Origin of the sequence: Paenibacillus sp. FSL H7-0716 (assembly GCF_038002705.1) — a bacterium.
GTDB lineage: Bacteria > Bacillota > Bacilli > Paenibacillales > Paenibacillaceae > Paenibacillus_AQ > Paenibacillus_AQ odorifer.
The window spans coordinates 1-13,605 of sequence record NZ_JBBODA010000027.1 but is presented as its reverse complement, the minus strand read 5'-3'; the positions used below and the strand labels follow the sequence as shown (position 1 = coordinate 13,605).

The window sequence follows — 13,605 nt, the reverse complement described above, 5'->3', positions numbered from 1 at the left end:
TTTGGCGTCTCACCTTCTTGAGCAAAACAACAAACTTCGTAAATAGCGTCATCTAAGTTCGCAAGTATCGGGGGAGGGACGAATAGTGTCATCTGGGTCCGCAAGCATCGGGGAGGGACGAATAGTGTCATCTGGGTCCGTAAGATCAGGAGATGCGTCAGAATAGTATTTAGGGCAACTTTGGGATTACTAGGGGTTCAGCGCTTTCGGACACAGATGACCTTATACGTAGCTTTATCGCATATTTGGCTTGCTATCGGACCCCATAGCCGCTATAGGCATGAAAAACACCAAAAACGAGCCTCATTCTGAGCAATAGCTGCACTGGGGTCCGAAACAATGCTCCAATGGCGATAAATTGCTAAATAGCGTCATCTGGGTCCGTAAGTATCGGGGAATGGGCAAATTGCCCATCTAAGTCCGCAAGTATCGAGGAATGGACGAATAGCGTCACCTGGGTCCGTAAGTATCGGGGGAGAGACGAATAGTGTCATCTGGGTCCGAAAGATCAGGGGATGCGCTGGAAATCCAATTCGGGCAACTGTGGGATTACTGGGGGCTCGGCGCTTCCGGACACAGATGACCTTATACGTAGCTTTATCGCATATTTGGCTTGCTATCGGACCCCATAGCTACTATTAGCACGAAAAACACCAAAAACGAGCCTCATTCTGAGCAATAGCTGCACTGGGGTCCGAAACAATGCTCCAAAGGCGATAAATTGCTAAATAGTGTCATCTGGGTCCGCAAGTATCGGGGATGGACGAATAGCGTCATCTGGGTCCGCAAGTATCGGCGGATGGGCAAATTGCCCATCTGAGTCCGTAAGTATCGAGGAATGCGTCAGAATAGTATGTAGGGCAACTGTGTGGGATTACTGTAGCGCTCTGCGCTACGGTATAGATTAAAAAATAAGCCAGTGAAATTAAACTACCTTTCTTATTTCAGTTACATAATAACTCCTACTATAAACCTAATTTCACAATTTGGATCCGCCCGATAAACTTGTACTTCCCAACCATGTCAGCTTGTTTTCGTAAGCTATGACTGCTGTTTTGTTTTTCCCCGCTTAGATTCCCATCATAAAAATAACCTCCAACCCCAAACTCTGGAATGTGGAGGTTATTTATATTTAAAAAACGTTCACCGCTACACCCTAATGAACCTTCTCTCTATCCTTGCCTTTATCAGACTCACCAGCATTTTTGTTCGCTGCTTCCCGGTCCTGCATCATCTCATCCACCGTCTTCACCTTCAGGCGAGCAGCGCCCTCGTTGTTAGCGTTCGTTGGGATAAGCTCTCCTGAAGCCAACCGCTCCTTGGCTTTAGCAATAGCTTCGCTGTATTGAGGCAGCCACTGTTCCCCTGCGACGAGCATCTCATCGACCATCTGCCAGATTTCTTTAGGATTACATACGGCACCAACGAGTGGGTCCATCATAAATGCCTGACGTAACAGCTTATCATCGCCGTGTACAGCTGCCTCAACCGCCAGACGTTGCACTGAAATACTGACGTTGCAAACGGCGGCAGGCCCAAGCGGCAATTCGCCTACCAGCGGCATGGAGATCCCGTTCCGGTCCACATATCCCGGTGCTTCGATAATGGCGTCCTCTGGTAAATTAGAGATTACGCCATTGTTCACTGTATTAAAGTGCCCCCGGTACACTCGTCCCGTTTCCAACCCTTCTATAATATAAGAGCCGTGCTCTTCCCCGCGATTTTCCTTCGTATACTCCAATGCCGGGTCTTTCATCCAGTTGGGGAAATCGGTCTCGAACCAATTCCGTCCTTCCGTGCAGACACGCAGATAACCGCCAGTCTCGCCGTTAATCCAGCTCCCCAGATCGATCCAATCCATAATTTCATCACTGCGTTTACGGTACCAAGGCACGTACTCACTTAAGTGTCCATTGGATTCTGTACTATAGTAGCCAAAGCGACGTAGCATATCGATCCGCACTTTTTCCGTACGGCTGAATTCCGGATGTTTCTCAAAAGCCTCTAAAAGACCTCCGGTCAGATCCTTCCCCTCATGACTTGCGGAAATATACCAGGTCTGGTGATTGATGCCCGCACAGATAATATCAACTTCGGATTTCTTAAGACCATACACGTCTGCAATTTGCTGATGCCCATGCTGTACACCATGACATAGACCAATGGTCCGAACCCCACCATATTTATTGCAGGCCCACGTCAGCATAGCCATCGGGTTCGAATAGTTAAGCAAAAGCACATCCGGTGCTGCCATCTCCCTAATATCACGGCAAATATTCAGCATCTCCGCAATTCCGCGTTGCCCGTACATGATGCCACCCGCACATAGAGTATCTCCCACACACTGATCGACTCCGTATTTTAAGGGAATGTCCACATCCGTAGCAAAGGCTTCAAGCCCACCCATCCGAATAGTACAAAATACGTACTTGGCATCCTTCAGCGCTTCTCTGCGATCCGTTGTCGCCTGAATTTGTATATTTAAACCATTCTCCTTAATATCACGCTGGCATAGCTCCGTGACCATCTCCAGATTGTGGCTGTTAATATCCATAAATGAGACTTCGATATTTTTAAATTCCGGTACAGTTAGTAAGTCCCGCAACAATCCACGGGTAAATCCAATGCTGCCTGCCCCTATAAAAGACACTTTAAATGACATGGTTATCATCCTCCGGTAATGAATTGGTTGTTCCTGTCCATTGTAGCAAGGGACCTGAGGAAAGCGTAACCAATATCATGACCTCTTTTGAAATAAGGTGTCAAAAATCCTAACCTATCTATTGAAAATCATGCTCTTCATAACTCCAGGCGTGACGCTCAATGGAATTGCGGAATTCTACAGGCGTGCAATCCGCGTATTTTTTAAAAAGGAGGTGAAAATATTGCCTGCTGCTAATTCCTACGTAATCTGCAATTTCAGCAATCGGGATGTCGCTCTGCCCAAGCAGCATCTTCGCTTTCTCCATTCGCAGCATATTTAAGTAATCGCTGAGTGTCCGACCCGTATGGCTCTTAAAAATTCGATGCAAATATCCGGGATGCAGATTAACTGCGGCAGCGATGTCCTTAACCTGAATGTTCTGGTCATAGTTCTGATGCAGGAATTCGATGCTCCGGCGCACATAAAGCTGCGAGGGCTGTTGGCTGGTATGAAGCTGCTCTTGCCGAAGTCTGGATAATCGCAACAGAAGCTCACAAAATAATAAATCAACCATACTTCCCCCCTTCCCGCCGCTCTGATCAAGCTCTAACACAAGTCCTTTTAGAACATGATAGATTTCCTCCGGATCAGGCATTACTAAACTGGAAAAAGGAAGCTGCAGCATTTCTGCGAGCGCCGCTTCTTCACGGGCTAGCTTGCCGACAGAGGGTGCAACCCCTCTATATTCCATGAATCCAAATTCCACATTTAGCATCCGACAAGGTGCCCCCTCTTCAACAATCAGCCTATGCGGAACATTCGCGTCTAGGATGATCAATTCTCCCCGCTTCAGCCGAACTCTCTCTTCTCCTCCTGAGCTTGGACGGACATCTACGATACAATTCCCCGAGATCAAATACATGATTTCCGTTGAATTATGCTGATGGTAAGACATATTGTAGTTATTCCACTGTTTATAATAGTAAGCAAAAAAATGAGGACTATAATCTCCCTCGATTAAAACCTGCTGAAAAAGACTCCCGCTAGGACTCAGACTTAAGTTCGTCAATGGATCACTACTTTCTTCATTTATTACTTAATACAAGTGTATCCCTTTAGCCACTTCGAAGATAAGATAACATCCGATAGCGATCAAATCAACAAAAACGAGCAGCTCTCCATTATATTGGAAAATTGCTCGTCTCTATTAGAGTATTATTGTCATACTTGAAAAGAAACCAAAGAGTGCTTGAGATCTGCGGCCAAACCCTCCAGCTTTTCCGATAAGGCAACCAATTCCTCACTAACCGTGAATTGTTGAGATGACATAGAAGCTACCTCCTCCGTTGAAGCAGTGGTTTGCTGGACGATGGAGCTTACGCTGGCCATGGATTCACCGAGTTGACGCTGGAACTCAATCAGTTCGAGGACAGAAGCAGAAGATTCACTAATATGTCTCATGAAATGTTCCATTTCCTCTTTGACACTCGCGAATATCGTTGACGACTCTCTTACAGAAGAGATTTGTTCACGGAACTTAGGAGCGGCTTCATTGATATCCTTAACAGTGTTCTCGATATGTAGACCAATCTCTTCCGTGATCTTGGAGACCGATTGAATCGATTCATTCGACTGGTTAGCGAGCTGCCTGATTTCATCAGCAATCACTATGAACCCTCTACCTGCCGCACCTGCTCTAACTGCTTCTATGGTAGCATTTAGCGCCAAAATATTAGTTTGCTTATTCACAGCAATCATAGGGCTGAGTATACTGCGAATTAAATGGGTGCTTTCTCTGAGCTTAGTAGAATTATCTTGAATTCGATTGATCATCTCTACCGTAGACTCACTCTGCTCTACCAGCAGCTTCATCAGCTCTGTACCTTGATTACTAACCTCAATGACCCGTTCTGCTGAATGGTCCATGACTGTATTTATTTCCGTCACTTCACTCATTTTGCTGCCGATAATCTCAACATTGTGATAACTGCGTTCGGCTTCAACAGCGAGGCTGGCTGACCCCACTGCAATCTCACCTGTAGCGGTCGCAACCTCTCTGGCATGGAGGGAGATTGTACCTGATGCTTGCACTAATTGTTCCGAGGTAAGGAGAACCTCATCTGCCGATTTCCCGCTCTGCCTTGCAAGCAAGGAGATCTGTTCCATCATTTTATTAAAGCTGTGACCTAAGCGGCCAATCTCGTCCTTGCCCTTAAAATGGGTTCGCACCTGTAGGTTCCCACGCTCTCCTTCTTCCATCAAGACTGCCAGCTTACCCAGCGGACGCCCTACCAAACGAACAAGAATATAACCAATTAGCAGTGCTATTAAGGCTGCCGCCAGCACCACAGAAAATGTGATATATAAAAGCTTGTCCGCAGACTTGGTAAAATCACTAACAGGAGCATACCCCATAAGCATCCACTTGGCAGTCGCCAAGGGCTGGTATACAACAAGCTGAGGACTTCCGTTCTCATCCTCCGCTGTAAATGAATGATTTTGCTCTTTCCCTTGTTCTTCTGAAACTTTTATGTAAGAGGGTTGACCCAGCTTGGCATGATCCGCACCATACACAATGCTGCCATCTGCACTCAAGATACGAATTTCACCGGTCATCCCAATCTGAAGGTTAGACAGCATTTCAGTCATAGCCTTCCCTTTCACTTCGATTAGCATGTAATACTCCGCTTCGGGATGTAAAAGATTACGCAGCAATCTCCCCATAGTTAAGGATGGCTCAGTATAAGCATCAAAAAAGCCTTTCTCACGAACGGGAAACCAGACTGGCTCTCCTTTAGCTGCGGCAATTTGCTCTAATCTTGCGGAAATGCCTTCATCACTACGAATCCCACTTATACCGGTAGATTTATAAGATTCTGATTCTACCAAGCTCTTGGATACCAGCCTGACGCCATACATCCGCTCATCCGACCCTTTTACCAAATCCAGCTTTCTGCGAATCCGATCTTCAGCACCGGCTTTGGCCACAGTTGTAAGCTCGCCACTATTTATTTTTTCTAAATCACCCTTTAATACAGAGTCGAGTGCAAACTGTCTAGATAGCGCCTCATACTCTGCCAGCACAAAATCCAGCTTGTCCGCTGCCTGAACTACAGATTGTGTGGAGGCTGCAGCAACCTCATTCGTAATGATATTTTTAGCGGCAAAATAGGAAGTCAATCCTAGCACGGAGGATAAGAGAACTATAGAACTAAATAAAATAACAAACAGTTTAACCCCAACAGATTTAAAATATAGAGTCCAGGATTTTTTCATTAAGTTCACTCCCCATGACGAAATAAGGGTACAGCCCTCCATTTCTGTATAAAGGCTGTACCCTGATTATTTATTAGCATGAAGCGAGCGAATGGGTTTACCCCTTACTAGCTCCTGCTGTCAAGCCATCTACTAGCAGACGTTGCAAGAATACAAACAAAATCATAATTGGAATGGAGATCAAAACCGCACCCGCAGAGAACAAGGTAAAGTTAGTGTTTTGATTGGTGTTAACCATATCCCACATCCCCACTGCGACTGTCCAGTTCTCCTTAGTCCGCAGAATGAGTCTCGCAAAAATGAAGTCTACCCACGGTCCAACAAACTGAGTCAGCGCCATATATGTGATCATAGGACGTGACAAAGGTAAGATGATTCGCATAAATATTCCGAAATTGCTCGCCCCGTCAATACGAGCGGCCTCATCCAAGGAACGAGGTATCGTATCGAGGAACCCTTTGGCGATAAAGGTCCCCCCCAGCGGCGCCCCAGCCGCATAAACGATAATTAACGCAATATGTGTATCCAGCAAATTAAACTCTTTAAGCAGCATATAAATAGCGATCATACTCATAAAACCAGGGAACATACCAAGAATCAATACGGTAGATAACGCTGTTTTACGCGCTTTAAACCGGAATCTGGATACGGCATAACTGGTTAACAAAGTAAGAACTACCCCGATAAGCATCGAGAACACAGCTATTTTCAAGGTATTGGCATACCAAGTCCCAAACATATAGCTGGGTGATGTGAACAATTCTCTGTAATGTGATAAAGTGAATTGCTCGGGAATAAACGTTTTGCTGTACAATGATTTACCAGGTCGGAAAGAAGCTAAAAGAATCCAAAGGGCAGGATAGAGTGCAGCTATCGACAAAGCAATCAAGATAATATAACTACCTGCTAAGCGAATAATGTTCGCGACTTTTCTGCTCATTGGATCATATCCTCCTCTTTAAATGACTTTGTCCGGCGGTAATTGTACAGGGAGAATGAAGCGACAATGATAAAGATAATAATCCCTATTGCCGAAGCCATGTTGTTTTTATTCTGATCTAGCGTTAATTTGTATAACCAGGTTACTAGCAAGTCCGTAGAACCGGCATATTGATAGTCACCATTTACCGGACTACCCCCAGTTAATAGGAAGATCGCGTTAAAGTTGTTGATGTTACCTGCAAACTGCGTAATCAGGGTTGGTGCTGTAGAGAACAATACCATCGGCAACGTTACGATACGGAACTTCTGATAACCCGAGGCTCCATCCACCTCAGCAGCTTCATACATGTCCCGTGGGATAGTAGTCAGAACACCCATGATAAGCAGCATAGAAACAGGAATACCTACCCACATATTAACGATAATTACGGTAACCTTAGCCCAGAATGGGTCAGTCAGCCACGGTAATCCATCCAATCCAAAATACCCCATGTATTGATTGATAGGCCCGAATTGACCGTTAAATAAGTTGCGCATGAGCAGAAGCGAGATTAACTGTGGCACCGCGTAAGGCACAATCAGAATTACTCTCCACATTCCTTTGAAGCGAATGCCCTTCTGACTCACCAGCAAAGCGACCAACAGTCCTCCGAAGTATGTAGTAATGGTTGAAAGAACTGCCCATATAATTGTCCATGTTAATACACCATAAAAAGTGTGGCTCCATGTCTTAAGGACCAATAAATTACGAAAGGTCTGAAATCCAACCCAGTCCACCAATTTGGCGGGTGGAAGATGATCAGGTGCGGAATAGTTCGTAAAGGCCAACAGGATCATGAAGATAATTGGCATAATCGTAAAGAATAGAACACCAATGCCCGGCAAGACTAGAAACGCTTGAGCAAACTTGTAATCCAGGATATAACGAACACTTTGTTTAAAAGTGTTTGCCTGAAGACCGTTATCACGTTTTTCTCCAATCTTGTAAGCATCTCTGATATTCAAATACCACGCGATAATCAATAGAATAAGAATAAGGATGGTGATCAAGCTTTGGATCATAATATAAATCGAGTGATCACCGGTAACCATCTTGGCGATCCCCTTCACTTTAACCAGACGACTCGGATTCTCTCCTAGTGTTACGATGCCCCATAAAGAGTTGGCAAGATTCTCAATAAAATAAAAAACGGCTACAGCTTCTACGGCTAAATATAATATTCCTTTGACGAATTGGCGGTTATATATTTGTCCCAATCCCATAAAAATCGTCGACAGTATTGCGGCCCTCGTGCGATGTCGTTGCATTTCGCTTCCGTTCTCCTCTCCGAGTGAAAATAAGAAGCTGCCAGCCGCTAAACATGCGGCGGGCAGCTTGATTCACTGTATGCTGTTAAGACAGTGAATTATGATCCTTATTGGGATGAACTGTTATTCAAATCTTTGATTTGTTGTACAGCTTTGTCCATTGCTGCTTTTGGATCCCCATTTTTATCCCAAATTTCTGGAAGGGCAGCATTTACTGGGCTCCATACGTTACCCATTTCAGGAATAGAAGGCATCGGTTGGGAGTTCTTAGCTTGTTCTGCAAAAACAGAGACATATGGATCGCTAGAGATCTGTGGATCAAGAAGCGCCTCGTTGTTTGTAGGAACCGAACCAATCGTTTTGTTCAGTAACAGCTGAGCGTCTTTGCTTGAAGCAAAATTCGCATACAATTTAGCAGCATTCGGATATTGAGTAAACGAGTTAACTGCGAAAATTTTAATACCAGAGAATGTAATTGCTGTTTTGCCATTCACTGTAGGGATTGGAGCAATACCAAGGTTGTCACCAAGAGCTTCTTTGTATCCTCCAAGCTCCCATGGACCTGTGATATCCATAGCTACATCACCAGAGTTGAACAAGCTGCGTTTGATATCACTGTTGATATCACCACTCTTAATTGGCAATGCTTCCTTCAGTTTCACAAATTCTTTAAGTCCTGCAATTGCGCCATCGTTAGCAAGACCGATATCATCTTTATCCGTACCATCCTTACCGAAGAGGTATCCGCCATCGGAAGCGATAAACATGTAGTTGAAGTACAAGTTTCCTACTTCCCACATAATCCCATATCTATTTTTCGATTTATCCGTGAATGTTTTGCTGAATGCAAGAACATCATCAAATGATTTAGGTGCTTCTTTAACAAGCGATTTATTGTAGAACAATGCATAAGTTTCTGCTGCTCTTGGGTAACCATACAATTCGCCTTCGTACGAAGATCCGATAATCGAAGCTTCGGTATTGTTAGCTTTTGTTTCTTCACCGAAGACATCGTTAGGAAGAACCAAGCTCGCGCTTGCCGCTTTACCTAAGTTATCGTGAGGGATAAGAATAACGTCTGCCGCTAATCCTGAAGGACCATCTTGAGTAAGTTTAGTTACTTGATCTGGTGGTGCCAATTCTTCAACCTTGACTGGTACGTTATATTTTGCTGTGAACTGTTTAGCAATCTCATCTGCAAAAGGTCTTTCTTCTTTACTTTCCCATACCACTAGAGTTGCGCCATCTTCAGGTACAAGTTCATCTGTTGCTGCTGCATCTGTGCTCTCTGGCGCTGCAGTCTCTGTAGTAGCATTATTAGTAGCTTTTGCTGCGTTGTTGCCCCCGTTATTCGTACTGTTGTTGTTGGAACCGCATGCTGTAACGGACAGAGCCATTGAGAAAGCTGCGGTGATAACCATCATTTTTTTCAATTTCATTACTTTAACCCCTCCCAATTTTTAAAAACGTAAGATGGAAAATAGTAGTGCTGCAATCTGCGCAAACGATTTCAGAAAGGCTAAAAAAAAAGTTCTTCTTTTAGCTTGCTCCTTCTGTATCTGCATTTCACAGGTAAGAAAGCGCTTCATTCATGAGTACATCATACAACAGTAACGATTGTTTTTAAAAACGTTTGCATATACTGTATTAGGTCATTTCCCATTATTTGATATACATTATAGGCATATATCTCCATTTTTCACATGATATCTTTTAATTAGTCGATAATTCATGTGTTTAATATTGGAATATCTATTTTATTTGCCCCTAATATGCCACATTTTCTCTATTTCAAGAGATTTCTCATAAATTGCCCATCACAATCCTCGTTTGCTTTAGTGAAATTTAGTGCAATGGTTTGAACAAGAGTATTGAAAGCCCTTTTATTCCATGCTATAATCCAAAACGTTAAGAGGCTGTCCAGCATGAAGCACAACATCCCTTGTCTGCCTCCTGTTCTATATAATTAAAAGGCAATGTTACTTATCAAAGGTACAACCTCGGGCAAGCTACTTCGCGGTGGTTGTGCCTCTTTGTTATGTGCTACTCTGCTACTGATTTAGTGCATGTTGCATAAAAAACTGTGCAACCAATAACAATAGCGACATTCTACATTCCACGCGCTCTGTGGAGTACCGTCCGGGAATAGTTTATGCTTTCGAGGAAGTAGCGCTAACAAAACTTAGCGTATGCTTTCGAGGTGGTTTTGCCGAAGTGTTCGAGGAAGTAACGCTAACAAAACTTTAGGAGGATTTATCATGTTACTGGAAGCAGTGTATCATCGTCCGCGGTTAAATTGGTCTTATGCCTATAATGAAAGTACGATCCACCTGCGTCTACGCGCTAAAAAAGGGGATTTAACAGAAGTGTTCGCCTTTGCTGGAGATAAATACGCTTGGGATACCACAAAAGAGCTAATTCCCATGACCCTCTTCACCTCCGATGCTATGTTTGACTATTGGGAATGTGCTTCAGTACCTCTCTACCGCCGCTTGAAATACGGCTTCTTACTTCAAAAAGATAACGAACGAATTTGGATGACCGAAAGTGACTTTCAAACGGTGCGGCCGGAAAACCCAAACAAGCTGTTCGAATTCCCCTTCATTAACCGCGTTGATGTATTTGCTCCGCCTGCCTGGGTAAAGGACGCTGTTTTTTATCAGATCTTCCCAGAACGCTTTGCAAATGGCGACCCAAGCCTTGATCCGGAAAATGTTCAGCCATGGGGCTCCGAACCAACACCAACCAATTTTTTTGGCGGCGACCTGCAAGGGGTTATTGATCATTTAGATCATCTTAACGAGCTTGGGATCACTGCTATTTATTTCACACCTATCTTTGATGCAACTACTAATCACAAATACGATACAGAAGACTATATGAAAGTCGATCCGCATTTTGGAGATATTGAGACTTTAAAAAAGCTCGTCGATAGCTGCCATAAACGTGGGATTCGTGTCCTGCTAGATGCCGTATTCAATCATTCAGGCAAAACCTTTGCACCTTTTGTGGATGTTCAAGAAAAAGGAGAAGCTTCCGCCTTTAAAGATTGGTTCCATATTCGCAAGTTTCCGCTTCAGATTGAAAACGGTGTCCCTACTTATGACACCTTTGCTTTTGAACCGCTAATGCCAAAGCTAAACACAGAACATCCTGAAGTTAAACAATACTTACTGAAAGTCGCAGAATACTGGATCAAAGAAGTCGGGATCGATGGCTGGCGTCTGGACGTTGCCAATGAAGTGGATCATGATTTCTGGCGGGAATTCCGCAAGGTGGTTAAACGTGCTAATCCTGAGGCCTACATATTGGGGGAAATTTGGCATGAATCTGCACCTTGGCTAGAAGGCGATAAATTTGATGCCGTTATGAACTATCCTTTCACTGACGCCGTCCTTGACTTCTTTGTGCATGGCACTCTTGATGCTGAAGGATTCGCCAATTCCATTGGTAAACAGTTATCACGCTACCCGCTGCAGGCCAGTGAAGTTGCTTTTAATCTGCTGGACAGCCACGATACTCCACGACTGCTTACGCTGGCTGCTGGAGACAAAAACAAGATGCGATTGGCAGCACTGTTCCAATTCACCTTTATGGGCACTCCCTGTATTTATTACGGTGACGAGATCGGCATGGACGGTGAAGGTGACCCTGGTTGCCGCAAATGCATGGAGTGGAATCCAGAAAAGCAGGATCGAGAGCTCTTCGAGTTCTATCGTCAGCTTATTCAAATACGCAACGACCACCCTGCTCTCCGCACAGGTACATTTACATTCCTGGAGGCAGGACAACAAGGCAGCAAACTAGCCTATGAGCGCCGGCTGGATCTGCAGACGATTGTGGTACTAATCAACAGTGAAGAGACCGCTCAGACCTTCCGTATTGACGTAGACGAGCGGGATTGGGAGAACTTGTTTACAGGCGAAACACTGCGCACAGAACGCAGCAAGCTGATCGTGAAGATGCCTGCCTATGGATTCGCTATCCTAAAGGCAATCATCTAAAAGATTTCTTTTCTTCCCACTGCCCAGCCATACAGCATAACAAAACAGGGTATCTCGCAAGCGATAATCGCTTCGGGATACCCTGTTTTCTTTTGGAGAATACTAAAGTGCTAACCGCTGCTCAAACTAGGGTGTGCCAGAATTCAGCACACCTTAGTTCGGCCTACTTGCTCAGCAGCGTACAAATAACCTGTGCGCTTTCTGCGCGGGTCATCCATGCTTTTGGAGCGAATCGATTGTTCTCTCGGCCTTGCAGGAGTCCTAAGTCTGCCGCAGTCTTCACATAGGGTTCCGCCCACTTGCTAATACTTGAAACGTCAGTAAATGCCGTAGAACCTACTAGAGGTTCAAGCTTTTTACCAGACTTCACTTCAAGTGCGCGGATCGCCATGACAGCCATTTCCTCACGGGTAATTGATGCATTCGGCGCAAAAACATTATTACTCCGTCCACTAACAATACCCAGCTTAGTAGCTGTGGCTACATATGAGACATACCATGCATCTGACCTGATGTCAGTAAACAGGACCTGCCCTTCCGCTTTTAAGTCAAGTGCACGCACTAGTAGTGTTGTGAATTCTGCACGGCTAATATTACTTTTCGGATCAAACTCAGAGGTAGTGACCCCTGACACGATTTGTTTGGCGGCAAGTGATTGAATCGCCTTAAATGCCCAATAGGTTGCAGGAACATCTTTGAACGACTTATCGATTTCAAGCACAGCATACTTACTGAAGTGTGTGACTTGTGCCGTGATCACCTCTCCATTCAGCTGTCCTCCCACGTACTCTAACCCGCCATTATCACTTAAATAATAGATTCCGATTAAGTCTTTGTTGAATTGCCCTTTAATCTTGAATGAAATCGTAATCGGCTCATCGAACTGCTTAATTACAATCCGAGTACCGTCTTTCATCAGCACGCTAAGTCTGAATTCAAATACATCGGAAAGAGAGCTAACATGAGCACTATCTTTGTTTAAACCGTCTACTATGACTTTCGCAGCAGTCTGCGCCAGTGGGTTCAGTTCCAGCAAAATTTGGGCACCTACCCCATCCATACCTGAAGCTAAACTTGGCATTGTACTTAAAAGCTGGCTAGGGATAGTAACTAACAGATCTCCCATTTTAAACACAAGATCATTAGTTCCTAGTATTTGTGCAGCTTGTAAAGGTAAGCGTACCGCTGTCTTACCTGTAGCAACATCAATTTGCACCTTGCCTTCTTTACCATTCTTCAAGCTATCCTCATTCACAACCTGAGTATCCGCTGGCGGTGTAGGGCTAGGGTTAACAACAACTCCAGAGGTTGGTGCCGCTGTAGCTTCTGGCGTTGGTGTCACCTCAGGCGACGGTGTTACTTCTGGTGCTGATGTTGGCGTCGACGTTGGTGTCGGCGTTGGTGTCGGTGTCGGTGTCGACGTTGGTGTCG

The 13,605-nt window shown here is 44.6% G+C and carries 8 protein-coding genes; 1 reads left to right on the top strand and 7 read right to left on the bottom strand.

Annotation, left to right across the window (positions count from 1 at the left end; translation table 11 throughout):
• Positions 1–1,156 precede the first annotated feature (1,156 nt).
• The 6 genes from MHH60_RS25280 to MHH60_RS25255 form a co-directional block, all read right to left on the bottom strand.
• Positions 1,157–2,662, bottom strand: coding sequence for an alpha-glucosidase/alpha-galactosidase (locus MHH60_RS25280; protein ID WP_076135854.1), 1,506 nt, complete (start codon positions 2,660–2,662; stop codon positions 1,157–1,159).
• A 118-nt stretch (positions 2,663–2,780) separates the two neighbouring features.
• Positions 2,781–3,713, bottom strand: coding sequence for an AraC family transcriptional regulator (locus MHH60_RS25275; RefSeq protein WP_081389019.1), 933 nt, complete (start codon positions 3,711–3,713; stop codon positions 2,781–2,783).
• 152 nt (positions 3,714–3,865) lie between these two features.
• A complete protein-coding gene (locus MHH60_RS25270; RefSeq protein ID WP_081389020.1) occupies positions 3,866–5,920 on the bottom strand; it encodes a methyl-accepting chemotaxis protein in 2,055 nt (684 codons plus the stop codon).
• Positions 5,921–6,017: 97 nt separating this feature from the next.
• Entirely contained in the window at positions 6,018–6,860 is an 843-nt protein-coding gene (locus tag MHH60_RS25265; RefSeq protein WP_036684372.1) for a sugar ABC transporter permease, read from the bottom strand.
• Complete coding sequence (locus tag MHH60_RS25260; protein ID WP_036684375.1) at positions 6,857–8,170, bottom strand: sugar ABC transporter permease; 1,314 nt, start codon at positions 8,168–8,170, stop codon at positions 6,857–6,859. The genes MHH60_RS25265 and MHH60_RS25260 overlap by 4 nt, the downstream gene beginning before the upstream one ends.
• Before the next feature lie 107 nt (positions 8,171–8,277).
• A complete protein-coding gene (locus MHH60_RS25255; RefSeq protein WP_076135857.1) occupies positions 8,278–9,609 on the bottom strand; it encodes a sugar ABC transporter substrate-binding protein in 1,332 nt (443 codons plus the stop codon).
• Between the two features lie 819 nt (positions 9,610–10,428).
• On the opposite strand from MHH60_RS25255, the gene MHH60_RS25250 reads away from it, so the two are divergent.
• Positions 10,429–12,174 (top strand): alpha-glycosidase, encoded by a 1,746-nt coding sequence (locus MHH60_RS25250; RefSeq protein ID WP_076135858.1) that lies wholly within the window; start codon positions 10,429–10,431, stop codon positions 12,172–12,174.
• 163 nt (positions 12,175–12,337) lie between these two features.
• Here MHH60_RS25250 and MHH60_RS25245 read toward each other — a convergent pair.
• Positions 12,338–13,605, bottom strand: a 1,268-nt coding sequence (locus tag MHH60_RS25245; protein ID WP_341161173.1) for an S-layer homology domain-containing protein, incomplete at its 5' end; no start/stop codon positions are given.